Genomic DNA, 26,737 nt, shown 5'->3' on the forward strand with positions numbered 1-26,737 from the left:
CGGTGTAAGGGAACTGAGGAATAGTCCCCCGAGCGCGACCGAGAGAACCGTCAGTACGCCGCGTTTCGACCCTATCATGCCCTGCGATGGGTGTAGACCTACATCAATACCCGGCAGATGAATGTCATACTAGTGTTATATCTGGAGTACGTTTATTCAGAAAATATTTCAGTTTCGGTGGCGGTCCCCGCGGCGGAGGCGCAACGGTCATACGTCCGGCGGGCGAGGCTCGGGTATGACCGAGCGGACCGCCGCGGTCTCCCGGGAGACGACCGAGACGACCATCGACCTCGCGCTGGACGTCGACGGCGACGGCGAGGCGGAGGTCGACACGGGCGTCGGCTTCTTCGACCACATGCTCGAATCGTTCGCGAAGCACGGCCTGTTCGACCTCACGGTCCGCTGCGACGGCGACCTCCACGTCGACAATCACCACACCGTCGAGGACGTGGCGATCGTCCTCGGGGAGGCGTTCGACGAGGCGCTCTCCGACAAGCGCGGCATCGTGCGCTACGCCGACCGACGGGTGCCGCTCGACGAGGCCGTCGCGGGCGTGGTCGTCGACGTGAGCGGCCGCCCCTTCTTCGACTTCTCCGGGGCGTTCTCCCAGGAGTCGATCGGCGAGTTCACGAGCGTCATGGCCGAGCACTTCGCCATGTCGCTCGCGATGAACGCCGGCCTGACGCTGCACGTCGACGTGACCGGCGAAAACGCCCACCACGAGGTCGAGGCGCTGTTCAAGGCGCTCGCGCGCGCGCTCGACGACGCGACGCGGATCGACGAGCGCCGGGCCGGCGAGACGCCGAGCACGAAGGGCGAGTTGTGAGGCGATTCGACGACCCTCGACCCCCGTCGATCTCCCGAGACCCGCACGATTAAACCCGCCCCGGAACAATCCCCGGGAAGGAAATGTTCGACGAGATCATGGGGAAGTTCGAGGGCAGCCCGAGCCAGCAGGCCGTCATCCGCCTGCTGCTCGAACGCGGCTTCTCCGTCAGCGACGAGGGGCGGGTCGTCTCCGGCGGCATCGAGATCCCGAACACGCAGATCGCCCGGGAGATCGGCGTCGACCGCCGAGTCGTCGACTCCACGACCGACGCCATCCTCGACGACCCCGAGCTCCGACGCATCTTCCAGAACATCTCGGCCATCCCCAGCCTGATGGACCTCGCGCCGGTGCTCGACCTCACGGTGCTGACGGTCGAGGTCGACGACGCCGACCAGCCGGGCATCGTCGCAACCGTCACCTCGCTCATCGCCGACGCCGACATCAGCATCCGACAGACGATAAGCGAGGACCCCGAGTTCACGGACGATCCGAAGCTGTACGTCATCACCGACGAGCCGGTCCCCGGCGATCTGCTCGTGGAGATCCGGAACCTCCCGTTCGTCCGCAAGGTCGAGTTCTAGGCCGGCGTCCGTTCCGAACTCGCTTCCCGGTCCCCACGGAGGTTGCTTCCTCCTCGCGACTCCGGTTCGACGCGCGCACCAGACGCTCTCGCGCCGAAATGGACACGCTCTTTTCCGTCCGCCGACGAGGTCGGTCATGGACGACACCACCGAGGCGGTACTGAAGTTCCTCGGCGTGCAGGGGACGCTCGTCGCCGCGCTCATCCACCTGTGGATCGGACTGCCGCTCCTCTTCGTCTATCTCCCGCTCGGCTCCTTCGCCGACCCCCGACCGTACCTGTTCGTCCCCTCGGCGCTCCTGCTCCTCGTCGTCCTCGTGGGCATCTACCTCGACCGCGCCGTCCGGCCGCTGTACGCCCTCGGCGCGCTGATCCTGCTCGGCTACGCCGCCGGCTACGCCTGGTGGCACCTGACTGACCACGGCGGCCTCCTGCCCGCGCACCCTGAGGGATCGCCGGTCGCGCTCGTGATCGAGCACCTGTTCGAGGACGCCGTCGCGTTCGTCTCGAAGGTCGCCGAACTCGTGGGCGCGGGTGCCTTCATCGCGCTCCTCGTCGGCGGCGGTTCGGAGTCGGACGCCGCATCCGGTTCAGATTCGGCCTCGAACTCGGGCTCGCCCTCGGATTCGGCCCCGAATTCGGAACGGGACGCCGAATCGCCTCCGGAGTCGACGACCGACGCGAACTGAGAGGGCGACGACGGAACCGACGAAACGCCTTCTCGGACCCGGAGAACGGCAGGACTTACGTCCGGCCGGCCGTACGTTCGGCCATGACTGACGCCTACCGGACCGTCGCCGGCAGGGGCGAGGCGCGGTTCGAGATCAGGGGCTCGGAGTTCATCGGCCACGTCGCGCCGGCGGACACCGTCGAGGAGGCCGAGGCGTTCGTCGAGGAGATCAGCGAGCGCCACCCCGACGCGACGCACAACGTCCCCGCCTACCGGGTCCCGGCGGGCGAGGCGTCGAGTTCGCGCCCCGGCGGGAGCGCGATGCTCCGCGAGTGGGCGAGCGACGACGGGGAACCGTCCGGATCGTCGGGCAAACCCGCGCTGAACGTGCTCGTCCAGCGGGACGTCCGGAACGTCGCCGCGGTGGTCACGCGCTACTACGGCGGCACGAACCTCGGCGTCGGGGGGCTGGCCCGCGCGTACTCCCGAGGGGTAAAAGAGGCGGTCGACGACGCCGGCGTGGTCGAGGCGGTGCCCCACGAGCGGTTCACCGTCGTCGCCGAGTACGACGACTCCGGCACCGTCCGCGGGATCGTAGAGAGCGCGGGGGTGGAGTTTGACGCCGAGTACGGCGCGGACGCGCGCTTTTCGGTCCGCGTCCCCGTCGACGAGGCGGAGGCGCTCCGGGACCGCCTCCTGAGCGCGACGAGCGGCCGCGTCTCGTTCGCGTGATCCTTGCCGTTGATGTGGCGCTCGCCCCGCCTTCCTGTGCCTCCCGCGGCGATCTCTAATTTTAATTCTTTGATCGTTTAATCGATTATCGTGTCTATATCTATTATCGATCGACACCGCCGTCTGGTATGCCATCTCACGACGAGAGTCGGCGAGGCCTCGACGACGGTGCATCGGCGGGAACCGACGGTGGAACGCGGGACGGGACTGCCGGCGAAATTCCGGACGAGGCTGGCGGCGAAATGGCTGACCGGACCGACGGCGAACCGCCGCGGACGAACCGTCGCGGGTTCCTGAAGAGTTCTGCGGCCGCGTTCGGGGCCGCGGCGGTCTCCGCCGGGAGCGCCGCCGGCGACCGCGGATCGCGCTACGGGATGGAGCGGTCCCCCGGCGACCCCGAGACGGCGACCGGCGAGCGGGGGATGGTGTCGACGGTCCACCCGCGGGCGACCGAGGCGGGCGCCGAGGTCCTGAGGGCCGGCGGCAACGCGGTCGACGCGGCCGTCGCGGTCCAGTTCGCGCTGAACGTGGTGCAGCCGCACAGCTCCGGCATCGGCGGCGGCGGGTTCATGCTTGTCTACTCGGCCGCCGAGGACGAACTGTACGCGATCGACAACCGCGAACGCGCCCCGCTCGGCGCGGAGCCCGACATGTTCCTCGGCGACGACGGCGAGCCGATCCCGTTCCGCGAGCGCCACACGAACGGCAAGGCGGTCGGCGTGCCGGGGACGCTGCGAGCGGCGGACGCGGCGCTCAAGCGCTTCGGATCGATGGAGCTGGCAGACCTCATCGACCCCGCGATCGACCTGGCGGACGGCTGCCGGCGGGTCACGGTCGACGAGGCGCTCGCGGAGGCCATCGCGGAGAACGTCGAGGCGGGCGAACTCGGCGAAACCGCACGGGAGGTGTTCGCCCCCGGCGGCGACCCCCTCGAAGCGGGCGACCCCCTCGTCCAGCCGGATCTCGCGGACACGTTCCGGCTCATCCGGGAGGAGGGCATCGAGCCGTTCTACAAGGGTGAGATCGCGGAAGACATCGCCGAGACCGTCCGGAGCGCCGAGGGCTACCTCGACGAGGGCGGCAGCATGACCGTCGAGGACCTCGCGCGCTACAACGTCGAGATCACCCTGCCCGAGCACGCCACCTACGAGGGTGCCGCGGAGGAGATCACGGTCAGGACGATGTCGCTGCCGAGTTCGGGCGGGCTCACGATCGGGCAGATCCTGCGGCTCCTCGAACCGTTCGACCTGGCCGACGCGGGCCGGCGGTCGGTCGAGACGTACCACCGGCTGATCGAGGCGTTCCGTCTCGCTTTCGCCGACCGCGGCAAGTACATGGGCGACGACGCGTTCGTCGACGTGCCGTGGCAGGGGCTGTTCGACGCCGAGTACCTCGACGGGCGGCGGGCGACGATCGACCCGAACCGCGCCGCGGAGACGCCGGTCGAACCCGGCGACCCCTGGTCGTACCAGCCCGGTGAGCCCTACCGTGTCAGCCCCTACGGGGCCGGGGCGGGCGAGAACGACCGGACGGTCCACAACCGCGGGCAGACGACCCACTTCACGGTCGCCGACGTGGAGGGGAACCTCGTCTCGTGGACGACCACCATCGAGCAGCTGTTCGGCTCCGGGATCATGGTGCCCGGGCGGGGGTTCATGCTGAACAACGAGCTCACCGACTTCGACGCCGTCCCGGGCGGCCCCAACGAGGTGCAGCCGGAGAAGCGACCGCTCAGCAGCACCAGCCCGACGATCGTCTTCCGCGACGGCGAGCCGTTCCTGACGGTCGGCTCCCCCGGCGGCCCGACGATCATCACGACCGTGACGCAGGTGCTCCTCGGCGTCGCCGAGTTCGGCATGCCGCTGGACGCCGCCGTCGCCGAACCGCGGCTCTACGCCGACGCCGAATCCGACGTGATCTACGAGGAGACGGTCCCCGAGGGAATCCGCCGCGCGCTTCGAGCGCGCGGTCACGCCCTGAGCGGTGAGCCGATGTCCCTCGGCAGCGTGCAGGCACTCGAAGTGACCGACGACGGCTACTTCGGCGTCGGCGACTTCAGGCGTGACAGCTCGGTGATCGGCCTGTAAAGATCGAGAGGGGCGCGCCGCGCTCAGGCGACGTCGGGCGTCACGTCCGCCTCGGCGTCCGTCTCGGCCGCGCGGCGGTTTTTGACCACGAGACCGGCGAAGAGGACGACGCCGGCGAAGCGGAGCGCGAGGTCGAGCAGCAGCGTCTCGACGCCCACGTTCACCCCGACGAGGGACAGGAGCCCGAACAGCGGGTCGGTCAGCATCCGCGGTGCCATGAGCAGTATGGACGAGAGGGCGAACAGCGCGCGCTCGGCGCGGCCGACCGTCGTGTAGAGGTAGCCGATGATCGTCGGTCCGAGCGCGACGACCCCCACGAACACCCCGGCGATGGGGACGAGCACCTCGGGGACGAAGTAGCCGAAGTCCATCACGTCCGAGAGTCCGATGATGTGGTACTGTTCGGTGCTCTCGCCGCGGATGAGCAGGATGCCCGGCGCGAGCACGAACGCGAACGGGACGATCGCCTTGTTCAGAGAGAGCGAGAACGCCTCGATCCCCGTCTGGAACGGATCGGACTTCGCCACCCCGGACGCCGCGTACGCCGCGACCGCCACCGGCGGCGTGATGTCGGCGATGACGCCGAAGTAGAGGATGAACAGGTGCGCGGCGAGCAGCGGAATGTTCGCGAGATCGGCGATCGCGCCGCCGAGGAGCGCGACGAGGATGATGTACGTCACCGTCGTCGGCATCCCCATCCCGAGGATGATCGAGGAGATGGCGGTAACGACGAGCAGGATCATGAGCGATCCGCCGGAGACTTCCCGCATGAGGTTGACGAGGTTCGGCCCGAGGCCGGTCACGCTGATGACGCCGGGGATGATCCCCGCGGCGGCCACGGCGATGACGACGACGGTCGCCGTTCGGGCCCCGGCGTCCATCGATCGCAGCACGAACGTGCCGAACCGGTACGCGCCGTTGTCCGCGAGCCGCGGGCGGCCGAGCGCGCTCGCGGTCCGCTCCGCCGCCTCGTCGACCGCCCCGTCGTAATCCAGAAGCGGCGTGCGGAGGAACGGGCGGGCGAGCAGAGTGGCGACGCTCACGAAGATGATGATAGTGCCGAGCTTCCCCGCGGCCGCGCTCAGGGCGGCCGAGAGCGGGACGCCGGCCCCGCTCGCGCCTGTCAGCGCCCCGACGATGCCCGCGCCGGTGGCGATGCGGGCGGCGACTTCGAGGGCGAACAGCCCGGCGATGGCCCCCAAGAGGGGGAGCCGCGTCCGCTCGTTGTACGCCGCGACGAGCGCGATGAGCGCCACGATGGCGACGATGGTGTACCACGCCGACCGCGCGACCGAGTAGCGCACTATGATGAGGTAGAACAGGAGCAGCGCGATCGGGGCGAGGTAGAACCACCCGCGCTTCAGGTGCGCCCCGGTCGGGACGAGCTCGGACGGATCGACGCCGCCGATCCCCTGCCGCGACGCTTCGAGGTGGACCATCACCCACACGCCGAAGAAGAAGACGACGGCCGGAACCGCGGCGGCGATGATGACGTCGCTGTACGGGACGCCGACGAACTCGACGATGAGGAACGCCGCCGCGCCCATGACCGGCGGGAGGATCTGCCCGCCGGAGGAGGCCGACGCCTCGACCGCGCCCGCGAACTCGGAGCGGTAGCCCGAGCGCTTCATCAGCGGGATGGTGAACGCCCCCGTCGTCACGGTGTTGGCGATCGAGGAGCCGCTGATGGTGCCCATGAAGCCGCTCGACAGGATGCTCGCCTTCGCGGGGCCGCCCTTCCGCGAGCCGGTCATCGAGTAGGCGAGGTCGATGAACCACCGGCCGGCCCCGCTCATCTCCAGGAACGCCCCGAAGAGGATGAAGATGTAGATGAACTGGACGCTCACTCCGACCGGGATGCCGAACACGCCGTTCGCGGTGTTGTACCAGAGGTTCTGGACGACCGAGTCCCACCCGGCCGAACTCGTAGAGAGGATCCGGAGGAACGGCACGTCGTTCGGGATCCGCGCCGCGTAACGGGCGTAGAGGATGAACATCGAGACGATCAGCATCAGCACGACGCCGAGCGTCCGCCGGGTCGCCTCCAGCACGAGCAGGACGCCGATGGCCCCGAGGACGAACGCGTAGGACACCTCGTCGAGCGGGATTCCGAGCGCCGAGACCAGATCGACTACCGGGGAGAGGAACGGGAACACTTCGCCGACGGTTCGGCCGGCGCTCAACCCGAGCGCCCGCAGCGTCTGGATCTCGTCGTAGTCGGTGATCATGTACGCCGCGGTGGCCACGGAGAGCCCGACGAGCGCGAGGTCGACCGGCGTGATCCGGTCGCGGTCCGGGTCGGCGACGGCCCAGCGGACGCCCGAGCGGACGCCGCGCCCGGCTCTCGTCGCCGGGTGTTCGGGCCCGAATCGCCGTTCGAGCTCGGGGACGATCCGCGCCAGCCGCCGCGAGAACAGCCCGTCCCCGCCGGTGGCGGGGTACAGGAGGAACGCGAGGACGAGCCCGAAGGTGACGTGGATAGCTCTGACCTGTAGCTGCTGGAGCGCAGCGAGCCTGACCGTGCCGATCGCCGGCAGCGTCACCTCGAAGATGAACCCCTCGGCGGCGAGCCACAGCTGGTACGCCGAAAAGAGGATTCCGACGATCGAGACGACGACCGCGCCGACGCCGCGGAGGCTCCGCTTCCGCTCCAGTTCGTCGAGCAGTTCCTGTTTCTCCTCCTCGGAGAGCTCCTCCTCTTCGGGTCTATCGTCGACTGTCATGGCGTGATCCTCTCGAGTATCGTTCGTCGTTCGAGGTGAATGCGGACCGACTCGGCGTTCGAACGTTCGATCAGGTCGTACGTCCGATCCCCGACGTGGAGACGGTGGCCGGCGATCCGGCCGGGCGAGACGTACAGCTCCTCCGTGGTCACGTCGGGGTCGTAGACGAAGCTCCCGTTCTCGCGCGTGACGTTCGCCCGCGCCGGGAAGCCCCAGCCGTACGATTTGAACTCCGTCCGCGTCATGTCCAGGCGGTCGCCGCGGACGGCGTACGCGTCGAGGACGCGGCTCCCCTCGACGCTGTGGGTGTACTCCAGCGCGACCGCTGTTCCGTTCTCGACCGGGACCGCGAGCAGCTCCTCGCCCGTGTCCGCGTCTTCGACGACCAGCACGCGCTCCGCGGGGACGGTCGCCGCCGCGACGCCGGCGACGACGAGTACGACCGCGAGGACACCGACCGCGACCCGCCCGAGACGGCCGCTCATGGCCGCGCGGAGCGACGCGTTACCGGTCGGGAACTCATCGATGCGGGTGGACGAATAGCGGTCGAGGACCGCCTAGTTGTCGCTCTGGTTGCCGCCGGACTCGTTTCCGGCGCTCTCGTTGCCGCCGGAACCGGACGAGCCGAAGTACGCCTCCGCGCCGGGGTGGAGCTGGATGGACATCCCGTCCCGGGCGGACTCCTTGGTGATGAACTCCTGTTTGATGCTGAGCTGGTCGGTGTTGTCGAAGATGGCCGCCGTGACCTCCTCGACGGTCTCCTCCGGCTGTTCGGCGTTCGTCGCGATCATCGCCTGCACGGCGACCGTCTGCACCGGCTGGTCGATGCCGCTGTACGTCCCCGCCGGGATCTCGTCGTCCGCGAAGTACGAACCGGCCTGCTTGACCTGCTCGCGCGCCTGGCCGGAGATCTCGACGAGGCGGATGTCGCTCGTGTTCGCCAGGTCCTCGATCGCGCCGACCGGCCACCCGCCGACGACGAACGCCGCGTCCACGTCGCCGTTCTGGATCTGCTCTGCGGCCTGCGAGAAGTCCGTGTTCTGCTCCGTGTAGTCCTCGATGCCGACCGCCTGGAGGATCTGCTTCGCGTCGACCTGCGTCCCGCTGCCGAGGTCGCCGGTGTTGATCGTCTTACCCTGGAGGTCCTGGATGGTCTCGATGCCCGAGTTCGCCTGCGTCACGACGTGGATGGTTTCCGGGTACAGCGTCGCCACGCCGCGGATGTTCGGGATGGCGTTCCCCTGGAACGCTTCGATGCCCTCGCCGTTGACGGCGAAGTAGGCGACGTCGTTCTGCAGGAGGGCGAAGTCGGCGTTGCCGTTGCCGAGGCTGCCGGCGTTCTCGACGCTCGCCCCCGTCGACTGCACCTGGAGCCTGTAGTCGGTGTTGTTCTCGACGATCTGCTTGAACTGGTTCGACAGCGGGTAGTACGTGCCGCCGGTCCCGCCCGCGTGCCACGTGAGCTGGTTTCCGCCGTTTCCACCGCCGCCGTTTCCGCCGTCGCCGCCGTCTCCTCCGTTTCCGTCCCCGCCGTTCCCGCCGCCGTCGGTGCACCCGGCGAGTCCGACGATGCCCGCCGCACCCGTCGCTGCGATAAAGTCACGGCGTTTGAGATTTCGAGCCATACGACCTTGTACTTTACAACCGGATATATATCTGTCCATAGGCGGTGGTCAGTACGCTTATCTTGCACGTCGGTAGGCAAGTGTGCACTTTTCATTCGCCGCCGTGACATCTAGAAAGCTATTCGTTATCGAGCCGCAGCGACGGTGTATGGAGCGGATAGCGGCCACCGACTACCACGGCATTGCGAAGCCGAGCGACCCCCAGCTTTCGCCCGACGGCGACGCCGTCGCCTTCGTCCGGAGCGTCCCGAAGGACGACGAGTCCTACGAGGCGACGATCTATCTCGTCCCCGCGGACGGCGGCGAGGCCCGTCGATTCACCGTCAGCGAAGGGGTTGACAGCAGCCCCAGATTCAGCTCCGACGGCGACCGCCTCGCGTTCGTCTCGACGCGCGGCGGCGGCGACGACCGGCCCCAGCTGTGGGTCGCGCCGACCGACGGCGGCGAGGCCCGGCGGGTGACGAATGTCCCCGGCGGCGTCGAAAACCCGGTGTGGGGCCCCGACGGGACGCGGATCGCGTTCGTCGGCGCGACGACCGAGCGCGAGCGCGAGGAGGGACTCGACCTCGATGTCGGCGCCGAGGAGTACGAGCGCGAGACGCCCGACCCGAGGGTCGTCGATCGGCTGATCTACCGACAGCTCGCCCGGTACAAGGACGGCGCTCGGAGCCACGTGTACGTGGTCGACCTCTCCGGCGACCGAGCCGGCTCGTCCTCCGATCTCCCCGGCGACCGTGCCGGTTCGTCCACCGATTCCGAGTCGGGGGCGGTCGAGCGGATCACCGACGGCGACTACGACTTCCACGCGCCCGAGTGGGGCGACGACGCGACCCTGTACTACGCCGTGAAGCGTACCGATGATTCGGACGGTCGTCCATCACCGTCCGATCCCGTGGACTCGGACGGCCGTCCATCACCGCCCGATCCCGTGGATCCGGACGATAGCGCCGTCATCGACGTCGTGGCCCACGATCTCGACGCGGACGAGGCGGAGACGCTCGTCCGGACGACGGCGTGGGCGGCCGCGCTCGCGGCGACCGACGACGGGCGGATCGCCTACCCCCGAACGCCCGAGGACCGCCTGTCGATGCGGCAGACCGACGTCGAGGTGTACGACCGGGGGACGGGCGAGACGACCGTCGTCACGGCGGACCTCGACCGCACCGTCGACTACGGGGCCGGCCTCGCGTGGGGACCGACCGGGGACGACGTGTACTTCGTGACGCCCGACGAGGGCGAGGTCGTGGTCCGGCGCGCCGCCGCGGACGGAAGCGGGGTCTCGGTCGTCGCCGGCGACGGCCACGCGACCGGGTTCGACGTGGTGACCGACCCCGACGGGAGCGGGGGCGCGGCCGTCGCGTTCGTCAAGAGCGAGTGGGACCACCCCGGCGACGTCTTCCTCGCCCGCGAGGGGGAGGTGACGCGGCTGACGGAGCTGAACGCCGACTACCTCGCCGACCGCCGCGTCGGCGAACCGGAGGAGGTCAGGTTCGAGTCCGACGGGCGCGAGATGCAGGGGTGGGTGCTCGCGCCGCCCGAGCTCGATCCGGACGGCTCGTACCCGCTCGCGGTCGAGATCCACGGCGGTCCGCACGCCATGTGGTCCCCGAGCGGGACGATGTGGCACGAGTTCCAGACGCTCGCGGCGCGCGGCTACGTCGTTTTCTGGTGCAACCCGCGCGGCTCGACCGGCTACGGCGAGGCGTTCGCCACCGCGATCGAGCGCGACTGGGGCGCGGTCACGATGCGGGACGTGATGGCCGGCGTCGATCTCGTGGCGGACCGCGAGTACGTCGACGAGTCGAACCTCTTCGTCACCGGCGGCTCCTTCGGCGGGTTCATGACCGGCTGGATCGTCGGCCACACGGACCGGTTCAGGGCGGCGGTCGCCCAGCGCGGCGTTTACGACCTCTCGTCGTTCTACGGCTCCACGGACGCGTTCAAACTCGTCGAGTGGGACTTCGGCGCGACGCCGTGGGAGGATCCGGCGTTCCTCTGGGAGCAATCGCCCGTCGCGCACGCGGCGAACGTCGAGACGCCCACGCTCGTGATTCACGCCGACGCCGACTTCCGCGTCCCGGTGAACAACGGCGAGATGTTCTACCTCTTCCTCAAGAAGAACGGCGTCGACACGAGGCTCGTCCGCTACCCGCGCGAGGGGCACGAACTCTCCCGGAGCGGCGAACCCGGCCACGTCGTCGACCGGATCGAGCGCATCGTCCGGTGGTTCGACGGCTACTCTGACCACCACGACGTCCCCCGCGCGCTCGACCGCGGCGACGACGGGCTCACGGCCGGCGAGGACGGGGGTCGTAGCGCTCACCCGGACGGCGGTTCGTAGCTCTCTCCCGGGGAACGGTCGGCTCCGGAGCGCTCCGTGGGTCGGTTTCGTTAGCGAACCGAACCGCGGAAATCCGCGTTCCCTGTGGCGTTTTTCGAGTCGAAAAGAGGGGGTTCGCGCCCGCGGCGCACGACCGCCGCGACCCTATCCGGATCCGCCCCCTATCGACGCGTATGTCGGACGAGTGCGTCTACTGCGGGTGCGACGTTTCGGTTCACGCCCCCGTTTACGTCGCCGAAGGGGGGGAGCGCGACCCCGTCGGGGGGTTCTGCAACTACGGGTGCCTGTGGGCGTACATCCGGGAGGAGGATCTCGCGGTCGGGACGGTCTGTCGGATCGACTGAGGGCGCGTCGGACCGACCGCAGACGCGGCGGATCGTTCGGCCGCTACGTCGTCCGGAACGCCCGGTCGCCGGCGTCGCCGAGGCCGGGGACGATGAAGCCGTTCTCGTCGAGTTCGTCGTCGATGGCGACGGTCAGGAGATCGGCCTCGGGGAACTCCCCGCCGACGCGGAGCAGTCCGGTCGGCGCGCTGACGGCCGAGAGGACGAACAGGTTCTCGTAGCCCTCCGCCTCTTCGAGGACGTGATCGAGCACCGCGCACATCGTGCTCCCGGTCGCGAGCATGGGGTCGGCGACGATGACGGTGTCCTTCTCGGTGATCTGCGGGAGCTTCACGTAGTCGATCGTGATGGGGAACTCGCCCGCCTCGTTCATCCCGGCCTCCTCGTCGCGGCCGGCGCTGATGACGCCCTGCTTGGCCCGGGGGAACGCCTTGAGAAGCCCTTCGACGAACGGCGTGGCCGCCCGGAGCACGTTGATGATCACGACGTCGTCGAGGCCCTTGACGCGCTCGCCCGTCGTCTCCGCGAGCGGCGTCGTGACGGGGACGTACTCGGTGTCCATCGCGCCGTCGATGATCTCGTAGCCGCAGATCCGCCCCAGCTTGACGAGGCCCTTGCGAAAGGCCACCTGTTCGGTCTCCACGTCGCGGAGCTTCGAGAGGGTGTCCTTCGCGAGCGCGTGGGTGATGAGATACGCGTCGTCTCGATCTTCGATGGTCATAGATGCTACCCGTAGGCGGAACGTCGAGCGACATAACGCCTGCCATCGCTCTCGGAAGCGGGCGAGGGCCCGAGTCGCTCGGTGACGACGAGGTATCGAGGGACGAAGCGCGCGGCTCACCGGGTGACGAAGTACGTGACGACGAAGAGGACGGCGGCGAGCGCGGCGACGTTCGCGGGCTCGAACGCGGCGATTCCGAGGAAGGAGAGCCCCCAGACGACGACCGCCGCGAAGGCGGTCGAGAGCGCGACGTTCATCGCGAACAGCACGCGGGGATCCCCCTTCGATCGGGCCATGGCTCCTCTGGGCCGCGGCGCGACTTAGCTTCATGTGGTTTCCCGCGATACTCGACGCATGAACCCCCGAAACCGCCGCGGGACGCCGGTTGACCCGGTGCCGTTTCTCGTCGTCACCGCGCTCGCCTTTCTGGTCTCGTTCGCGTTCGGGCCGATGTACGGGCGAGCGCTCGGGTTCCCGTTTTCGACGGCGTTCGGCGGGTCGGTCGCGGCGTTCGCGCTCCTGACGGCGGTCGCGTACTACCGCCTGATCTGGACGGCGAGGCCCGATCTCCGGGGTGAGGTGCCGGCCCAACAGCGCCTCCTCCGGCTGTTCTACGCGATGGCGCTCCTGGCGCTGCTGGTGCTCCTGCTCGCGCTCCCGCTCCTGTAATCTCTTCGCGTCCGAACTGTCCAGCCTCGAAACCGTTTCGGTGGCCGTAGGCGGCCGTTTCGGGCGAGACCCGCCGCCTGCGGGCGCTCCGTCAGAACGTCCCCCGATCGACGCCGGTCGTCGGTCAGCTTTCGCTAGACGTTCAATCGAGCTTTTACCGGGCGCGTCAGTGCCGGGACGGGGGAAACGTGGCGCTGTCCGCTGAAACGGACGCTACGCGAACGAATAACAAAACGCCGATGACCGCAAGGGTCGTCAATGACGCGCACGAAGGGCGGGTACGGCGAACGGGAGCGGAACGATTCGTACGTGATCCGGCGGTACGATCCCGGGGATCGAGACGGCGTTCTCGCCCTCGACCGGCTCGTCTGGGGTCGGCCGCGCGGCGCGGAGTGGTTCTCCTGGAAGTACGCCGAGAACCCCTACGTCGACCACGTGCCCGTCTTCGTCGCCGAGAGGGACGGGGAGATCGTCGGCGCGCGCCCGTTCCTCGCGCTGCCGATCCGCGCCGGCCGCCGGACCGCGCTCGCGTTTCAGCCCGCGGACACGATGGTCCACCCCGAGCACCGCCGCCGCGGTCTGTTCACCCGCATGACGACGAGCGCGATCGACCACTACGCCGACGGCGACCCGGACTTCTTCTTCAACTTCCCCAACGACCTTTCGCGGTCGGGGTACCTCAAGCTCGGCTGGCGCGAGGCCGGGCTCCGGACGACGTTCTACCGCATCCAGAACCCCCAAACGCTGGCCCCCGCCCGCATGGGTGCCGCCGGACGGGCGCTCGCCCGCCTCGCATCGCCCGTCTCGAACGGGTACTGTCGCGCCTGCGACCGGCTCTCGAACTCGTCCCGTCGATTTTCCGTCGAGCGCCACGTCGACGTGCCGGCAGACGTCCTCGCCTCGCTGTACGAGCGGCGGGTTCCGTACCAGCTGCACGCGCTGCGCGAACCGCGGTTCTACCGGTGGCGCTTCGCCAGCCCCGTCTGGCGGCGAACGACCTACGTCGCGAGGCGGAACGGTTCGCCCGTCGCCGCCGTCATCGCCCGGACGCGGACGACGAACGCCGGCGTCACCGTCACCCAGATCGCGGAGGTGACGCCGCTCGACGGGGATCGCGAGTGGCTGGACGCCCTCGCGCGGCTCTTCGACGTCGCACTCAAGGGCCACGCGGCGTCGGACCTGATCGCCGTCGCCGACTGCGGTCTCCCCCGCGAGTTCCTCCTGAAGCGGGGCTTTCTCGCCGACGACAGGCCGCCGCTGTCCTCGCTGAAGCGGAGCCGGTGTACGATCGTCGCGCGGCCCTTCCGCCCCGAAGACGAGTCCGCCTGGTCGGTGAACGGCCGGCAGCTCGCCGACGAGAACAGCTGGCTGGTGTCGTTCGCGGAGCGCGACACGACGTGAGCGCGGCGTCGACGGGGGGCTCTCCCGCGCGGACGACGGACGACGGACGAGGGGACGAAACGGGGGCGGGGAGAGATAACGCGAACGCGGAAACTCGGCCGTAAGCGAAAATTATTCCCCGGCAGGGCCGTCGATTTTCCGGATAATCCGCGTATAACAAAACGGAGCGGTGCCGACCCACTCCCGTATGGATTTGAGGGGACAGAAGCCGATTTCGATCCTCGCCCGACTGTACAGACTCTCCCTGCTGGCGTTGAGCGCGCCGATCGTGCTCGGCGAGTACTTCAGCGCCGACACCGGCTCCGAGTACGGCGTCGGGTTCGGCACCAAGTGCGCCCTGGCGGGCAAGATGCTCCTGAACAACATGCGGATCCCCACAGGGTCGTCGTTCGTCGAGCACCTGATCATCGCGACGAAGATCCTCAACGTCCCGAAGGAGACCGAGGGGAGCGTCGTCGAGTGCGGCTGTTACATGGGCGGGAGCACCGCGAACCTGTCGCTCGTCGCCGGGCGCTGCGACCGGCGGCTCGACGTGTTCGACTCGTTCGAGGGGATGCCGGAACCCGCGGAGGGCGACCGGTCCCACGTGCTCATCGGGTCCCGGGAGGTCCACACCTACGACGAGGGCTCCTGGCGGGGGTCGCTCGAAGCCGTCCGGCGGAACGTCGCCGCCTTCGGCGACATCTCCGCGTGCACCTTCCACGAGGGGTACTTCGAGGACACGATGGAGGACTTCGACGAGCCGGTCACGCTGGCGTTCCTCGACGTGGGCCTCCGGGCGTCGGCGGAGACGTGCCTCGAACACCTCTGGCCGCTCCTGTCGCGGGAGGGCTACCTGTTCACGCACGACGTGAAGCACATGGAGATCGCCAGCCTCTTTTTCGACAACGAGTGGTGGCGCGAGCACCTCGACCGCGACGCCCCCGGCGTGATCGGCGCGGGGAGCGGCATCGGCCTCCACCCGAAGTCGAACGGGTTCGGGAGTCTGCTCGGCTACACGGTGAAAGAGCCCCGGCTGCACGCCTTCAAGGAGGTCGCCGAGGAGGGCGCGGGGACGTACCGGCTGCGCGCCTCGACGGACGACTGAAGGTCGCTCTCCCCGCCTGGCGCCCGGGATCGCCGAACGATCGAGCGCGGCGGAACGCGAACGTTTTAGGCGGCCCGCGGAGACGGGCGAGCCGTGCGAGAGGTTCGCTCCTCGCGGTTCGTTCGGGCGACGCCGCCGGTCGTCGAGCGGGCGCTCACGCCCGCGGCGATGATCGAGTACGAGGGGAGCTTCGACGTTCGGGGGGTCGACGAGCGCGACGACGGAACCGCGCTCGTGACCGCCGGCGCCCGCGGCCTCGAACTGACGTTCCGGTTCGAGCGGCGCGACGGCGACCTCTACTACGTCCAGGAGGGGGACGGACCGTTCGACGCGATGGAGACGCGCGTGTCCGTCGAACCCGAAAACGAGGGATCGCGGGTGACGATGCGCTCGACCGTGAGCCTCGGGCTTCCCCTCCCCGCCGTATCGGACCGGCTCGCCGCCTGGAAGCGCCGGGGCGAACTGAACCGGGCGCTCGACGCGCTGGCCGACGATCTGAGCTCGTAGCTCCCGCGGCTCCCGCGCCCCGCCCGGCGATTCTCGACGACCCCGGCGCGGGCTACGGCTCCGCCAGGGCGACCTCCTCGCCCTGCTCGGCGGGGAAGGCGCTCTCGAAGTCGTCCCACCCGGCGTCCATCTCCTCGTCCGTCAGGAGACAGTCGTCGAGCGCCGCGACGAGGGCCTCCTCGTCCACGTCCCGTCCGATGAACACGAGCTCCGTCCGGCGGTCGCCCCACTCGTCGTCCCACTCCAAGTTCCGTCGGTTCGACCGGTAGAGCTGCTGGTCGAGTTCTGAGAGCGCCGCTATCCACGGCCCCGCCGCCCTGACGCGGACCGACGGGCCCGCCTGGCTGAACGACTGCTGCTGCTCGCTGCCGGCGACCCAGCAGATCCCCTTCGCCCGGATCACGGACTCCGGGAGGTCAGCCAGGAACGCTTCGAGCCGACGGGGGTGGAACGGCCGCCGTCGGCGGTAGACGAAGGACGAGACGCCGTACACCTCTTCGGGGTGTTTGTGGTCGTGGCCGTGGCGGTCGTCGTGGTCGTGGCCGTGGTGGTGATCGTGGTCGTGGTTGTGGTCGTCGTCGTCGGAATCGCGGCCGCGGTCGGAATCACGACTTTCCCCTTCCTCTTCGATCTCCGCCAGCGCCCGCTTCCAGCCGGCGGCCTCGGCGGCGGTCGCGGGATCGTACAGTCCGCGACCGAGCAGGCGGTCGGGGTCGACCTCGCTGAAGGTCGTGCGGACGATCTCGGCGTCGGGGCGGAGCGTCCGCACCAGCTCCTCGACCGCTTCGAGCTCGTCCGCGGAGACGAGATCGCACTTGTTCAGCAGGACGAGGTTCGAGAACTCGACTTGCTCGACCAGGAGATCCGAGAGGGGACGCGTCTGGTCGCTTTCGCCCGTCTCGTCGGTTCCCTCGCCGCCGCCGAGCGCGTCGGTTCCGCCGCCCGCCGCATCTCCCCCGGCGGCCTCGCCGCTCGCCGCCCCTCTCCCGGCGAGATCCGCCTCGACGCGGCGCTTCGCCGCCCCCCGCGCGCCGAACGTGTCGTAGAACAGGCGGGCGTCGACGACGGTCACGAGCGAGTCGACCTCGTACAGCGCAGCGGCCCGCGACCCGGTCGTGAACAGGCGGGCAACCGGATCCGGCTCGCTGATGCCGGACGACTCGACGACGAGGTGGTCGAAGTCGCGCTCGCGGGCGAGGTCGACGACCGCCGTTTCGAGGTCGTCCCGGAGCTCACAGCAGATACAGCCGTTCGAGAGCTCCGTGATGCCGTCGTCGACGGAGAGGTCCGACCCCTCGGCGACGAGTTCGGCGTCGACGTTGATCTCGCCCATGTCGTTGACGAGCACCGCGACGTCGAGTTCGCCGGCGTTGGCGAGCAGGTGGTTGAGGAGGGTCGTCTTGCCGGCTCCGAGGCTGCCGCTGAGAACGGTGACCGGAACGGACTCTCGGTTCATGTGGGTCGCGTCGTCGTTCCGCGGTAATGAATCTGTGCCGAGTGTAACCGAACGACACCCTTTTACCCGCGAGACGGGGAGGTTGTGAACGCATGACGCTCGAACGGCGGATCGCGGCCTACCGCGAGGTCGTAGAGGAGTGGCTGCGCGGGCTCTACCACGGGATGATCGCCCATCCGGCGTACGAGAAGATCGAAAAGGAGGCCGAGGACGTGGAGGACACGTTCATGCTCGCCTGCTTCCCGGACGCGTTCGGCATCCCGAGCCCCGTCTCCTACTACACGGCCGAACTGCTCCCCTACCTGGAGGACGAGTTCGAGGCGTGGGAGCGGCGGATGTGGGACCGCGGGTCGCTCCTCGAACGCAAGGGCCACCAGTACCACTTCTGACGATGCGCAAGTTCGTCTTCTTCGGCGGGAAGGGCGGCGTCGGCAAGACGACCGTCTCCAGCGCCTACGCGCTCAAGTGCGCCCGCGAGGGGCTCGCCACGCTCGTCGTCTCGACCGACCCGGCCCACAGCACCTCCGACGTGTTCGACCAGGCGTTCGACGACTCGCCCCGGCCCGTCGAGGGCGAGGAGAATCTGTACGCCATGGAGGTCGACCCCGACGACGAGGTCGAACGGCACCTCCTGGAGACGAAGCGCGCGCTCGGCGACCAGGTCAGCCCGGCGATGGTGAACGAGATCGACCGGCAGATCGAGATGGCCCACCAGACCCCCGGGGCGTACGAGGCGGCGCTCTTCGACCGCTTCGTCGACGTGATGCGCGACTCCGAGGAGTACGACCGGGTCGTCTTCGACACGTCGCCGACGGGCGGCACGCTCCGGCTCCTCGCGCTCCCCGACTTCCTGGAGGGGTGGATCGACCGCCTGGTCGCGAAGCGTCGACAGAGCATCCGGCTGTTCGAGCGGGCCGCCATCGGGAACAACCAGCCCCGCCGACTGATGGAGGGCGACCCGATACTCGAGCGCCTGCGGGAGCGAAAGGACTTTTTCGAGTTCGCCGGAGAGGCGCTCCGCGAGGAGGCCGCCTTCTTCCTCGTCGTCAACCCCGACGAGCTCTCGATCCGCGAGACGCGCCGGGCAGTCGACGGACTGCGGGAGCACGGCCTCGACGTGCAGGGACTCGCCGTCAACAAGCTGACTCCGGAGCCGGATCCCGACGAGAACGGCAGGGGCGCGCGGTTTCTCCGCGACCGGGTCGAAACCGAGCGCGAGCGCCTGCGGCAGATCCGCGAGAAGTTCGACGAGCCGCTCGTCGCCGCCGTCGAAACCCGCGTCTCGGAGGTCAAAGGGGGCCTCCTCGCGGACGTGGCCGCCGAACTGGAGATCGAGACGACCGTCGAGGCGGCGTGACCTCGCCGGACCGCTTTGGCGCCGTAAGCACCGCAAAGTATTCAAATCCGCCCTCTTCTACATTCTCTTACTAATTTGATGAAAATAATGACCTCGGTCCATTTTGCATACTATTTCGGACGTTAACGGAGTATCAGAACTCGCGTAGAAAGGCCGAAGCTTTAAGTCCTATTTTTTCATGGATTGTAGTGAGGTTCGCACACATGGTACAGGTTATCTGGCTGGTCGTCACGGTGTTGGCGCTGTTCAGCGTCGGGTACCTGGGATACTCCAGGTACCTCGCGCGGTTCGTCGAACTCGATGACGACCGGGAAACACCGGCACACAAGTACAGGGACGGGCAGGAGTACGTGCCCGCAAAGAAACCAGTTCTCCTCGGGCACCACTACTCGAGCATCGCGGGGGGCGCGCCGATCGTCGGTCCTATCACCGCCGGGGTGGTGTGGGGCTGGGTCCCGGCGCTCCTCTGGATCGCCATCGGTAATCCCCTGATGGGGGCGGTCCACGACTTCGTCTCCCTCTCCGGGAGCCTCCGGCACGAGGGGAAGTCGATCGGGTACATCATCGGCGAGTACGTGGGCGAGCGCGGGAAGAACATGCTCCTGTGGTTCGCGTTCCTGACGATCATCCTCGTCGTCGCGGTGTTCGCCCTCGTGGTCGGCATCGTCTTCAACGCGTACCCGCAGGCGGCGACCGCGAGCCTCGTCTACATCGCGCTCGCGTTCGTCTTCGGCGTGTACCTCTACCAGATGAACCTGCCGTTCATTCCGGGCACGGTCGTGTTCGTGCTCGCCGTGTTCGCCGGCGTGTTCATCGGCATCGAGTACCCGCTGGCGCTGTTCCAGCCGACGGCCGAGACCGCGCCCGCGAACACCATCGTGCTGTTCTCCGGCGCGGGGTCGTGGATTCCGGCGGCCGGGGAGCTCGGCGCCAACACCGCCGCGTGGGTGCCGGTCGTGATGGTCTACGGGGCGCTCGCCAGCGCGCTCCCGGTCTGGATGCTGCTCCAGCCGCGGGATTACCTGTCGTCGTTCCTGCTCTACACGGGCGTCGGCGGCGCGCTCCTGGCGATCATCGTCGGGACGATCCTCGGCAGCGCGTCCCAGCCGCTCACCATCTCGCTCGAACCCTACTACGGGTTCTGGGGCACCGCGAGCCTGCCGCTGTTCCCGCTCCTGTTCATCACGATCGCGTGCGGGACGATAAGCGGCTTCCACTCGCTCGTCTCCTCCGGGACGACCTCGAAACAGCTCAACAGGGAGTCGGACGCCCGCCTCATCGGCTACGGCGGCATGCTCGGCGAGGGGCTGCTGGCGACGACGGCGCTCGCCGCGGTCGCCATCGTCGGCTTCGCCGAGGGGAGCGGCATCGGCCTGGCGCTGCCGAACTTCGCCACCGGCGGCGGCATCATGCTCACCAGCTTCGGCATCCCGACGTCGTTCGGCGCGCCGTTCATGGCGCTCGTGCTGGTCAGCTTCCTGCTCACCAGCACCGACACCGCGGTGCGGCTCGGCCGCTACATGATGGACGAGATCGTCGGCACGCCGGAGACCACCGTCGAGAGCGCCGCCACCGACCGCTACGGTAACGCGGTCGTCCAGATCGGCGTCGCCTACGTCCTCGTGTCGAGCGGCACCTGGGCCGACCTCTGGCCGCTGTTCGGCGGTGCGAACCAGCTACTGGCGGCGCTCGCGCTCCTGACGGCGACGGTGTGGCTCGCCAACTGGGACGACAACAAACAGCTCGTCAGCACCGGCGTCCCGATGGCGCTCATGACGTTCATCACCGTCTGCGGGCTGCTGTACCTCGCGCTGTACCAGAACCTCTACGTGAAGTTCGTCCTGGGCCAGTGGGGCGGGGACGCGAGCCTCGCCACCCAGGCGTCCGTCGCGGTCCAGATCGTCCTGGCGCTGGTACTGATCGGCCTGGCGCTGTCGCTCGTGTGGCTGGGCTACAGCAATATCAGACGGGCCCGCGGCACCGCGAGGCAGGTCGCAGCCGACGGCGGCTCGGAGTCGGACGACTGATAGGGAGTAGCGTAGGAATCCATCGATTCCCTCACGTGGGAATCGATCACTCTGGTCGGTCGGGACTCGCTGTGTCCCCGATCGGCTACGCTACTCCCTATGAGCTATCCGCGAGGCAACACTTTTCTCATCCGAGATCGGACATGACTGCGTGATGAGGGTAAGCGTAGCGGTCGCGATCCCGGCGCTGACGTTCGGCGGCGCGGGACTGCTCGCGTTCGGCGGCCTCGGGGGCGTCGCGGGCGTCACGGTGGGAATCGCGCTCGGGGTGCTGGCGTACGAGCGGGGCCGACACACGCCCCGCTCGGAATCGGAGGAGGACGCCGAGCGGGGCGATCCGTCGAAGGGGTGACGACCGACGTCGCTCAGGACCGACCGAAGCGGCGGAGGACGCGCGCGAGGAGCCCCGGCGGTTCGGCGGGCACGTCGCGCCACAGCCGGAACGCGCGGACGACGTCGGCGTTGCGGCTGGCGACCGCGTCCTCGGCCTCGGGGGCGACGACGAGCAGGTTGATCTCGTAGTGGCCGTAGTAGCCGTACTTCAGGAGTGTCCGGTCGGAGAAGCCGGAGACGAACTCGCGCGCGTCCGGCGGGATCTCGGGCGCGACGAGCGCGAACGAGAAGTCCGTGCTGAAGTGTTCCTCGTCCGGTACGATCCACTCGTCGGCGAGCCGGTGGCCGAGGTCGACCAGCGCTTCGAGGTCCGCGCGGCCGACGCCGTCGACCCGGCGGGCGAACAGGTGCTCCTCGGAGCCGTGATTCGCGTAGTTCAGCGCGGGGTGGAACAGCCGTTTCTGGCTCTCGATTCGCATCCGCCCGTAGAGGTCGAACCGCTCGCCGGCGACCGCGTAATCGCGCTCCAGGTCGTAGTTGTACATCAGCCGATCGGAGACGCGATCGAGGTACGGATCGTCCCAGACCGGCACCTCCCGCTCTCCGCTCGCCCCCGCGTCGCTCATGGTTCGGGTTCGTAGGCGTGGACGTCGCCGCTCGCGGGCGGCGCACCGACCGCGATCACGTCGACCGGGGCGTCCGCCTCCTCCGGGTTGTACGCCCGCTGCGGGCTCCCGGGATCGACGGCGAACAGGTCGTTCGGCCCGAGTTCGTACGTTCCCTCCGGCGTCTCGACGTGGAGCGTCCCGGAGAGGACGTAGAACGCCTCCTCCTGGTCGTCGTGGTAGTGATACGCGAGCGGTAGCTGCTCGCCGGGCTCGGCGACGAAGCGGTTGATCGCCATCTGTTCGAGGCCGGCCGGCGCGGAGAGCCGGCGCAGCTCGCAGGGGCGGTCCGGCGCCGGTTCGACCCCGTCCGTCCGCACGACGCGGTATCCCATACGTGCTCAGACAGCAGTCCGCATAGAAAAGTCCGTCGGGGTTCCGAGGCAACGTTTAACTGTGCGGTTTCCCTACCGCCCGTGAGAGGGACACGCATGGGAAAAAAGACCGAGTACTGCGGACGGTGCGCGATGAGTTCGGTCGTGGACGCCGTCTCGTCGGAGCAGTCCGACGAGGAGCGCGAGCGTCGCGACCCGTTCCGCGGGTCGCGCATCGAGATCGACGAGGCCGAGCTGCGGGCCGTCTCGCCGGCCGCGTGGCTCGCGGGACTCAAGAGCCGGCTCGACACGCTCGCCACCAGACTCGCGTACGGCCGCTGACCGGCGGCTCCGTCGCGTGGTACCACGCGGCCGGAGACGTTTATATCGGTGCTCGGCGTACCACCGACAAGGGATGGAAGAGAGCATTTCGGGGTTCAAACAGCGCGGCTCGTGGGGCGACATCGTCGAGCACGGCGAACGCATCACCAGCGCGCTCCGGGAGGCCGGCGCCGACGGCGACGCCTTCGAAGACTGGGACGAGTGGCGACCGAAATCTCACGAGCGGCTCGGCGAGGACGTGAACGAGAAGACGGCAGAGAAGGCCAGCGTGGGCGAGGGCGAGGGCGAAAAGGCCGGGAAGGACCCGGACGACGACCTGAAGACCGCGGGCGAGAAACTGTCCGAGTCCTACGAGCGGGTCGAAGTCGGGGACAACGAGGGCGCGATCGAGAGCTGGCAGGACTCGATCGACTACGTCGCGCGGGCGGCCGACTCCGCCGGTCGGAAGGCCATCCGCGCCGTCGAGGGAACCGTCTACCGGAAGGTGATGACCCAGCTCGCGCCGTACTACTTCGACAACGAGCTGATCAGCGCCAACATCCAGAAGACGACCCGCGGCGAGGACGAGGAGACGTTCATCTTCGAGGTGAACGTCAACGACGACGACCTGAAGCGGGAAGTCAGCCGACGCCTCGGCGAGTACGAGGACGAGATCGACCGCTGGCACGTCGACACCGAAAAGGACACGGAGACCGTCGAGGCCGTCGAGGGCGTCGAACCGCCCAAGCCGCCGAGCGAGACGAGGAGCACGACGAACTGACAGGCCGTTTTCCGTCCCGGTTTCGGGCCGTCGATCCGTCGCCAAACAGTGATAACGACTGAGCGAGAGGTGACAGTCGATGCAGGAACCGCTCCGCGCGAAGTCCGGAGAACTGACCGCCGAGGAGATCCTGGCGGCGCTGCGCGAGGGCCGTCGAGTCGTCATCGAGACCGAAATGCTCGGCTCGACCCACGAGGTGACGCTGCGCAGCGACGGCGAGACGTACTACTGCGACACGCCGACGACGCTGCACAAACACGCGACCGAAGAGGAGATGCGGACGTGCATCCGCAAGATGGGGTACGGGAAGTCCCGCTGAATCGGCCGCCTGACCCGCGATCTCTGCCCCGTCGGCGTTCGTTTCACCCCGTTTCCGGATCGACCCAAATCCTTTTGGGAAATCGGCTTTACCGCGTCCGGTCGTGCCGGCGCGTATGAGCATCGACGAATCCAGACCCGTCACGACCGACGTCGAGACCGCCTCCGCGCCGTCGCTGTCCGCCGAGACGGTGAGCGGAATCTTCGCCGACGCGCGCTCGCGCACGCTCGTCCACTCGCTCGAGGCGGGCGACGCGCCGCTCGAACTCGACGAACTGGCCCGGCGAGTGGCGGCGGCCGAGTTCGGAACCGACGCAGACGCGGTCCCCGACGACCGCTACGAGCGGGTGCTCGTCTCGCTGTACGAGGAACACCTTCCGGGACTCGAATCGGCGGGGCTCGTCGACCTCTCCCGGCGGAACGGCGTTTTCGTCGCGCCGAACGAGGACGCGCTCGCGGCGCTGGTCTGAGCCGGTCTGACACCCTCCGAGCGCCCCGCGTCGAGCAGAAGCTTAATCGCCGTCATGGCCGAAGTGGGGGTATGGCCGACGCCCCCGACATGGAGGAGCTGATCGGGACGAGCGACCCGAGTTTTCAGCACGTCCTCGCCTGCGTCTTCGGCATCCAGAACCACGAGAGCCGGACGTACCTCGCGCTGCTCGACAACCCCGGAAGCACCGTCGCCGAGTTGGCGGACCGGCTCGACCGCGACCGCAGCAACGTCAACCGGTCGCTGACGACGCTCCTGGAGAAGGGGCTCGCCCGGCGCGAGCGGCGGCTGCTCGACCCCGGCGGCTACGTCTACCAGTACACCGCGACCCCGCTCCCGGAGGCGAAGGAGATGCTCCACGAGACGCTCGACGAGTGGGTCGAGAACGTCCACGAGCGCATCGACGAGTTCGGGACCGAGTAGCGAGCCTCCGGAGACGGTCGCCGCGAGCCGGTCGGGCGATCGGCTCGGCAGCATTCTCTCGGAACCGTCCAACTTTTCCCCGCGGGGGACGACCCCCGGGTGATGAGCTTAGACCTCTCCGCGTCCGCCCCGTCGGCACCCGACGCCGCCGAGGACGGCGTCTGGCTGGAGTGCATCGAGTGCGGCGAGACGTTCGCGCCCTTCGAGGCGGTTCGGTACACCTGCGACGAGTGCGAGGGCCTGCTCGAAGTCCGCTACGCCGACCTCCCGACCTGGGAGGACTTCGAGGGGCGGGGGCGCGGCGTCTGGCGCTACGCGGCCGCGCTCCCGTTCGACGAGGGGGTGAGCCTCCCCGAGGGCGACACGCCCCTCCACCGCGTCCCGCGGCTGGAGGAGTCGGTCGGCGTCCACCGCCTCCGGATCAAGCACGAGGGGATGAACCCGACGGGCAGCTTCAAGGACCGCGGGATGACCGTCGGCGTCACCGTCGCGGAACGCCTCGGCGCGGATCGCCTCGCGTGCGCGAGCACCGGCAACACGAGCGCCGCGCTCGCCGCCTACGGGTCACGGGCCGGCCTCGAAACGCTGGTGCTCCTCCCGTCGGGGAAGGTCGCGGCGGGGAAGGTCGCCCAGGCGGCGCTGCACGGCGCGCGCATCCTCGAGGTCGACGGCAACTTCGACGCCTGCCTCGACATCGTCCAGGAGCTCGCCGCCCGCGGCGAGGCGTACCTCCTCAACTCGCTCAACCCCTTCCGGCTGGAGGGGCAGAAGACGATCGGGCTCGAAATTCTGGAGGAGTTCTACGCCGACGAGGGGCGCTACCCCGACCGGATCGTCCTCCCGGTCGGCAACGCCGGCAACACCGCCGCGCTGTACAAGGCGTTCCGCGAACTCGTCCAAAGCGGCGCGCTGCACCCCCGGGACGTGCCGAAGCTGACCGGCGTGCAGGCCGAAGGGGCGGCCCCGATGGTCGAGGCGATCGAGGGCGGCGCGGACGAGGTTCGGCGCTGGGACGAGGTCGAGACGAAGGCGACGGCGATCCGCATCGGCAACCCCGTCAACGCCCCGAAGGCGCTGCCGGGCATCCGCGAGACGGGCGGCACCGCGGTCGCCGTCTCCGACGAGGCGATCACCTCGGCCCAGCGCGCGCTCGCGAGGGAGGGCGTGGGCGTCGAGCCCGCCTCCGCGGCGTCCGTGGCCGGCCTCCGGAAGCTCAGGGACGAGGGCGTCGTCGAGGCGGACGAGGACGTGGTCTGCCTCACGACCGGACACCTGCTGAAGGACCCCGACGCGGCCTTCGCGGCCGGCAACGAGCCCGAGTCCGTCCCGAACTCGACGGACGGGGTGCTCCGCCACCTCGAAGGGCGGTCGGACGGCCGGGGACGGCTCGGTAAGCTGATCGGGCTGTTCAGCCGCTGAGGCCGGTCGCCGTTCGGTCGCCGAAGTCGGCCGGGCCAGTCTGCCGCTGAAGCCGAACGGCGTTCGGCTTCGGCTCGACCCCCCGGCGCATGACGCGCGTGCGACCGGGGTCTGACGCACGTTTTTATCGCCCTCGTCCCTACGTCGACGCGTGCCACAGCAGGGCCTGTCGACCGAAGCCGCACCCGGCGGGCGCGAGCGCGGACGGCCCCTCGACTCGGCGGACTCCGCGCAGGAAGCCGCGCCCCGCGACGTCGCGACCGGCGGCACCGGTGCGCGCGAGGCGGCCGACCGAATCGCGGAGCTCGAAGCCGAGGTCCGATCGCTCGAACGCCGACTCGCCCGCAGCGAGGCCGCCCGCCGGGACGTCATCGACCAGTACGAACGCCTCATCTCCGACGCGAACCGGTCGTCGGCCCGGTCCGAACGGTCGACGGTCGGCGCGTCTCTTCTCGGCCGTCTCAAACGCCTTCTCGGGTCGATCTGATCCGTCTATCCGCCGTTTTTCTACGCTGAC

Annotated in this window: 30 protein-coding genes; 22 read left to right on the plus strand and 8 right to left on the minus strand. The window is 69.0% G+C overall.

The window, feature by feature from the left end; all coding sequences use genetic code 11:
• The first annotated feature begins 235 nt into the window (after positions 1–235).
• From hisB to ggt, 5 genes are all read left to right on the plus strand, one after another.
• Positions 236–826, plus strand: coding sequence for an imidazoleglycerol-phosphate dehydratase HisB (gene hisB / locus CNO20_RS20410; protein ID WP_101298057.1), 591 nt, complete (start codon positions 236–238; stop codon positions 824–826).
• Positions 827–909: 83 nt separating this feature from the next.
• Positions 910–1,410, plus strand: coding sequence for a TrpY family transcription regulator (locus tag CNO20_RS20415; protein WP_101298058.1), 501 nt, complete (start codon positions 910–912; stop codon positions 1,408–1,410).
• A gap of 136 nt (positions 1,411–1,546) precedes the next feature.
• Positions 1,547–2,098: a hypothetical protein gene (locus tag CNO20_RS20420; protein ID WP_101298059.1), complete on the plus strand. Its 552-nt coding sequence runs from the start codon at positions 1,547–1,549 to the stop codon at positions 2,096–2,098.
• An 83-nt stretch (positions 2,099–2,181) separates the two neighbouring features.
• Positions 2,182–2,811, plus strand: coding sequence for an IMPACT family protein (locus CNO20_RS20425; RefSeq protein ID WP_101298060.1), 630 nt, complete (start codon positions 2,182–2,184; stop codon positions 2,809–2,811).
• Positions 2,812–2,939: 128 nt separating this feature from the next.
• Positions 2,940–4,898, plus strand: coding sequence for a gamma-glutamyltransferase (gene ggt / locus CNO20_RS20430; protein WP_233204269.1), 1,959 nt, complete (start codon positions 2,940–2,942; stop codon positions 4,896–4,898).
• A 23-nt stretch (positions 4,899–4,921) separates the two neighbouring features.
• On the opposite strand, the gene CNO20_RS20435 is transcribed toward ggt, so the two are convergent.
• From CNO20_RS20435 to CNO20_RS20445, 3 genes are all read right to left on the minus strand, one after another.
• Positions 4,922–7,621, minus strand: a complete 2,700-nt coding sequence (locus CNO20_RS20435) for a TRAP transporter permease (RefSeq protein ID WP_101298061.1) — start codon at positions 7,619–7,621, stop codon at positions 4,922–4,924.
• The gene (locus CNO20_RS20440; RefSeq protein WP_101298062.1) at positions 7,618–8,106 is read right to left on the minus strand and encodes a DUF1850 domain-containing protein; all 489 of its coding nucleotides are present in this window, start codon (positions 8,104–8,106) and stop codon (positions 7,618–7,620) included. Before CNO20_RS20440 ends, CNO20_RS20435 begins: the two co-directional genes overlap by 4 nt.
• Before the next feature lie 72 nt (positions 8,107–8,178).
• Positions 8,179–9,246, minus strand: coding sequence for a TAXI family TRAP transporter solute-binding subunit (locus CNO20_RS20445; protein ID WP_101298063.1), 1,068 nt, complete (start codon positions 9,244–9,246; stop codon positions 8,179–8,181).
• A 148-nt stretch (positions 9,247–9,394) separates the two neighbouring features.
• On the opposite strand from CNO20_RS20445, the gene CNO20_RS20450 reads away from it, so the two are divergent.
• Positions 9,395–11,587, plus strand: a complete 2,193-nt coding sequence (locus tag CNO20_RS20450; protein WP_101298064.1) for a S9 family peptidase — start codon at positions 9,395–9,397, stop codon at positions 11,585–11,587.
• A gap of 173 nt (positions 11,588–11,760) precedes the next feature.
• The gene (locus CNO20_RS23550) at positions 11,761–11,931 is read left to right on the plus strand and encodes a hypothetical protein (protein ID WP_199174947.1); all 171 of its coding nucleotides are present in this window, start codon (positions 11,761–11,763) and stop codon (positions 11,929–11,931) included.
• Between the two features lie 43 nt (positions 11,932–11,974).
• Here the strand turns inward: CNO20_RS23550 and upp are convergent, their stop codons facing one another.
• Together upp and CNO20_RS20460 are read right to left on the minus strand one after the other, a co-directional pair.
• Positions 11,975–12,652, minus strand: coding sequence for a uracil phosphoribosyltransferase (upp, locus tag CNO20_RS20455; protein WP_101298065.1), 678 nt, complete (start codon positions 12,650–12,652; stop codon positions 11,975–11,977).
• A 116-nt stretch (positions 12,653–12,768) separates the two neighbouring features.
• A complete protein-coding gene (locus CNO20_RS20460) occupies positions 12,769–12,948 on the minus strand; it encodes a DUF8107 family protein (protein WP_101298066.1) in 180 nt (59 codons plus the stop codon).
• Positions 12,949–13,006: 58 nt separating this feature from the next.
• Here CNO20_RS20460 and CNO20_RS20465 point away from each other — a divergent pair, with 58 nt between their 5' ends.
• From CNO20_RS20465 to CNO20_RS20480, 4 genes are all read left to right on the plus strand, one after another.
• Positions 13,007–13,321, plus strand: a complete 315-nt coding sequence (locus tag CNO20_RS20465) for a hypothetical protein (protein ID WP_101298067.1) — start codon at positions 13,007–13,009, stop codon at positions 13,319–13,321.
• 258 nt (positions 13,322–13,579) lie between these two features.
• Positions 13,580–14,722, plus strand: coding sequence for a GNAT family N-acetyltransferase (locus CNO20_RS20470; protein ID WP_101298068.1), 1,143 nt, complete (start codon positions 13,580–13,582; stop codon positions 14,720–14,722).
• A 187-nt stretch (positions 14,723–14,909) separates the two neighbouring features.
• Complete coding sequence (locus CNO20_RS20475; RefSeq protein WP_101298069.1) at positions 14,910–15,809, plus strand: TylF/MycF/NovP-related O-methyltransferase; 900 nt, start codon at positions 14,910–14,912, stop codon at positions 15,807–15,809.
• 93 nt (positions 15,810–15,902) lie between these two features.
• On the plus strand, positions 15,903–16,316 hold the full coding sequence (locus CNO20_RS20480; protein ID WP_101298070.1) for an SRPBCC family protein: 414 nt from the start codon (positions 15,903–15,905) through the stop codon (positions 16,314–16,316).
• A 52-nt stretch (positions 16,317–16,368) separates the two neighbouring features.
• Here the strand turns inward: CNO20_RS20480 and CNO20_RS20485 are convergent, their stop codons facing one another.
• Positions 16,369–17,772, minus strand: coding sequence for a CobW family GTP-binding protein (locus tag CNO20_RS20485; protein ID WP_101298071.1), 1,404 nt, complete (start codon positions 17,770–17,772; stop codon positions 16,369–16,371).
• A 92-nt stretch (positions 17,773–17,864) separates the two neighbouring features.
• Between CNO20_RS20485 and CNO20_RS20490 the strand changes: the two genes are divergently transcribed.
• The 4 genes from CNO20_RS20490 to CNO20_RS20505 all read left to right on the plus strand — a co-directional run bounded on the left by CNO20_RS20490 (position 17,865) and on the right by CNO20_RS20505 (position 21,508).
• Positions 17,865–18,161, plus strand: a complete 297-nt coding sequence (locus CNO20_RS20490; protein WP_101298072.1) for a DUF7990 family protein — start codon at positions 17,865–17,867, stop codon at positions 18,159–18,161.
• A gap of 2 nt (positions 18,162–18,163) precedes the next feature.
• Positions 18,164–19,129: an ArsA family ATPase gene (locus CNO20_RS20495; RefSeq protein ID WP_101298073.1), complete on the plus strand. Its 966-nt coding sequence runs from the start codon at positions 18,164–18,166 to the stop codon at positions 19,127–19,129.
• A 203-nt stretch (positions 19,130–19,332) separates the two neighbouring features.
• Positions 19,333–21,156, plus strand: coding sequence for a carbon starvation CstA family protein (locus CNO20_RS20500; protein ID WP_101298074.1), 1,824 nt, complete (start codon positions 19,333–19,335; stop codon positions 21,154–21,156).
• Between the two features lie 154 nt (positions 21,157–21,310).
• Positions 21,311–21,508: a hypothetical protein gene (locus CNO20_RS20505; protein ID WP_101298075.1), complete on the plus strand. Its 198-nt coding sequence runs from the start codon at positions 21,311–21,313 to the stop codon at positions 21,506–21,508.
• A gap of 13 nt (positions 21,509–21,521) precedes the next feature.
• Here CNO20_RS20505 and CNO20_RS20510 read toward each other — a convergent pair whose 3' ends face one another.
• On the minus strand, positions 21,522–22,115 hold the full coding sequence (locus CNO20_RS20510; RefSeq protein ID WP_101298076.1) for a DUF8052 family protein: 594 nt from the start codon (positions 22,113–22,115) through the stop codon (positions 21,522–21,524).
• Entirely contained in the window at positions 22,112–22,489 is a 378-nt protein-coding gene (locus CNO20_RS20515; protein WP_101298077.1) for a cupin domain-containing protein, read from the minus strand. Before CNO20_RS20515 ends, CNO20_RS20510 begins: the two co-directional genes overlap by 4 nt.
• A gap of 96 nt (positions 22,490–22,585) precedes the next feature.
• On the opposite strand from CNO20_RS20515, the gene CNO20_RS20520 reads away from it, so the two are divergent.
• From CNO20_RS20520 to CNO20_RS20550, 7 genes are all read left to right on the plus strand, one after another.
• Entirely contained in the window at positions 22,586–22,810 is a 225-nt protein-coding gene (locus CNO20_RS20520; protein ID WP_101298078.1) for a DUF8007 family protein, read from the plus strand.
• A gap of 73 nt (positions 22,811–22,883) precedes the next feature.
• Positions 22,884–23,570 (plus strand): DUF5828 family protein, encoded by a 687-nt coding sequence (locus CNO20_RS20525; protein ID WP_101298079.1) that lies wholly within the window; start codon positions 22,884–22,886, stop codon positions 23,568–23,570.
• Positions 23,571–23,649: 79 nt separating this feature from the next.
• Positions 23,650–23,889 (plus strand): DUF8001 family protein, encoded by a 240-nt coding sequence (locus CNO20_RS20530; protein ID WP_101298080.1) that lies wholly within the window; start codon positions 23,650–23,652, stop codon positions 23,887–23,889.
• 115 nt (positions 23,890–24,004) lie between these two features.
• Complete coding sequence (locus CNO20_RS20535) at positions 24,005–24,358, plus strand: DUF7344 domain-containing protein (RefSeq protein WP_101298081.1); 354 nt, start codon at positions 24,005–24,007, stop codon at positions 24,356–24,358.
• A 71-nt stretch (positions 24,359–24,429) separates the two neighbouring features.
• Positions 24,430–24,801 (plus strand): helix-turn-helix domain-containing protein, encoded by a 372-nt coding sequence (locus CNO20_RS20540; protein ID WP_101298082.1) that lies wholly within the window; start codon positions 24,430–24,432, stop codon positions 24,799–24,801.
• A 102-nt stretch (positions 24,802–24,903) separates the two neighbouring features.
• On the plus strand, positions 24,904–26,220 hold the full coding sequence (gene thrC, locus CNO20_RS20545) for a threonine synthase (RefSeq protein ID WP_101298083.1): 1,317 nt from the start codon (positions 24,904–24,906) through the stop codon (positions 26,218–26,220).
• Between the two features lie 151 nt (positions 26,221–26,371).
• Entirely contained in the window at positions 26,372–26,707 is a 336-nt protein-coding gene (locus CNO20_RS20550) for a hypothetical protein (protein WP_101298084.1), read from the plus strand.
• The last annotated feature ends 30 nt before the right edge of the window (positions 26,708–26,737 follow it).

The sequence above is a fragment of the Halegenticoccus soli genome (genome assembly GCF_002844195.1).
Classification (GTDB): Archaea; Halobacteriota; Halobacteria; order Halobacteriales; family Haloferacaceae; genus Halegenticoccus; species Halegenticoccus soli.

Bases quoted from the DNA above. Each gene is read 5' to 3' on its own strand.
- hisB (WP_101298057.1), top strand. From the start codon at position 236: ATGACCGAGCGGACCGCCGCGGTCTCCCGGGAGACGACCGAGACGACC.
- CNO20_RS20415 (WP_101298058.1), top strand. From the start codon at position 910: ATGTTCGACGAGATCATGGGGAAGTTCGAGGGCAGCCCGAGCCAGCAG.
- CNO20_RS20420 (WP_101298059.1), top strand. From the start codon at position 1,547: ATGGACGACACCACCGAGGCGGTACTGAAGTTCCTCGGCGTGCAGGGG.
- CNO20_RS20425 (WP_101298060.1), top strand. From the start codon at position 2,182: ATGACTGACGCCTACCGGACCGTCGCCGGCAGGGGCGAGGCGCGGTTC.
- ggt (WP_233204269.1), top strand. From the start codon at position 2,940: ATGCCATCTCACGACGAGAGTCGGCGAGGCCTCGACGACGGTGCATCG.
- CNO20_RS20435 (WP_101298061.1), bottom strand. From the start codon at position 7,621: ATGACAGTCGACGATAGACCCGAAGAGGAGGAGCTCTCCGAGGAGGAG.
- CNO20_RS20440 (WP_101298062.1), bottom strand. From the start codon at position 8,106: ATGAGCGGCCGTCTCGGGCGGGTCGCGGTCGGTGTCCTCGCGGTCGTA.
- CNO20_RS20445 (WP_101298063.1), bottom strand. From the start codon at position 9,246: ATGGCTCGAAATCTCAAACGCCGTGACTTTATCGCAGCGACGGGTGCG.
- CNO20_RS20450 (WP_101298064.1), top strand. From the start codon at position 9,395: ATGGAGCGGATAGCGGCCACCGACTACCACGGCATTGCGAAGCCGAGC.
- CNO20_RS23550 (WP_199174947.1), top strand. From the start codon at position 11,761: ATGTCGGACGAGTGCGTCTACTGCGGGTGCGACGTTTCGGTTCACGCC.
- upp (WP_101298065.1), bottom strand. From the start codon at position 12,652: ATGACCATCGAAGATCGAGACGACGCGTATCTCATCACCCACGCGCTC.
- CNO20_RS20460 (WP_101298066.1), bottom strand. From the start codon at position 12,948: ATGGCCCGATCGAAGGGGGATCCCCGCGTGCTGTTCGCGATGAACGTC.
- CNO20_RS20465 (WP_101298067.1), top strand. From the start codon at position 13,007: ATGAACCCCCGAAACCGCCGCGGGACGCCGGTTGACCCGGTGCCGTTT.
- CNO20_RS20470 (WP_101298068.1), top strand. From the start codon at position 13,580: ATGACGCGCACGAAGGGCGGGTACGGCGAACGGGAGCGGAACGATTCG.
- CNO20_RS20475 (WP_101298069.1), top strand. From the start codon at position 14,910: ATGGATTTGAGGGGACAGAAGCCGATTTCGATCCTCGCCCGACTGTAC.
- CNO20_RS20485 (WP_101298071.1), bottom strand. From the start codon at position 17,772: ATGAACCGAGAGTCCGTTCCGGTCACCGTTCTCAGCGGCAGCCTCGGA.
- CNO20_RS20490 (WP_101298072.1), top strand. From the start codon at position 17,865: ATGACGCTCGAACGGCGGATCGCGGCCTACCGCGAGGTCGTAGAGGAG.
- CNO20_RS20495 (WP_101298073.1), top strand. From the start codon at position 18,164: ATGCGCAAGTTCGTCTTCTTCGGCGGGAAGGGCGGCGTCGGCAAGACG.
- CNO20_RS20500 (WP_101298074.1), top strand. From the start codon at position 19,333: ATGGTACAGGTTATCTGGCTGGTCGTCACGGTGTTGGCGCTGTTCAGC.
- CNO20_RS20505 (WP_101298075.1), top strand. From the start codon at position 21,311: ATGAGGGTAAGCGTAGCGGTCGCGATCCCGGCGCTGACGTTCGGCGGC.
- CNO20_RS20510 (WP_101298076.1), bottom strand. From the start codon at position 22,115: ATGAGCGACGCGGGGGCGAGCGGAGAGCGGGAGGTGCCGGTCTGGGAC.
- CNO20_RS20515 (WP_101298077.1), bottom strand. From the start codon at position 22,489: ATGGGATACCGCGTCGTGCGGACGGACGGGGTCGAACCGGCGCCGGAC.
- CNO20_RS20520 (WP_101298078.1), top strand. From the start codon at position 22,586: ATGGGAAAAAAGACCGAGTACTGCGGACGGTGCGCGATGAGTTCGGTC.
- CNO20_RS20525 (WP_101298079.1), top strand. From the start codon at position 22,884: ATGGAAGAGAGCATTTCGGGGTTCAAACAGCGCGGCTCGTGGGGCGAC.
- CNO20_RS20530 (WP_101298080.1), top strand. From the start codon at position 23,650: ATGCAGGAACCGCTCCGCGCGAAGTCCGGAGAACTGACCGCCGAGGAG.
- CNO20_RS20535 (WP_101298081.1), top strand. From the start codon at position 24,005: ATGAGCATCGACGAATCCAGACCCGTCACGACCGACGTCGAGACCGCC.
- CNO20_RS20540 (WP_101298082.1), top strand. From the start codon at position 24,430: ATGGCCGACGCCCCCGACATGGAGGAGCTGATCGGGACGAGCGACCCG.
- thrC (WP_101298083.1), top strand. From the start codon at position 24,904: ATGAGCTTAGACCTCTCCGCGTCCGCCCCGTCGGCACCCGACGCCGCC.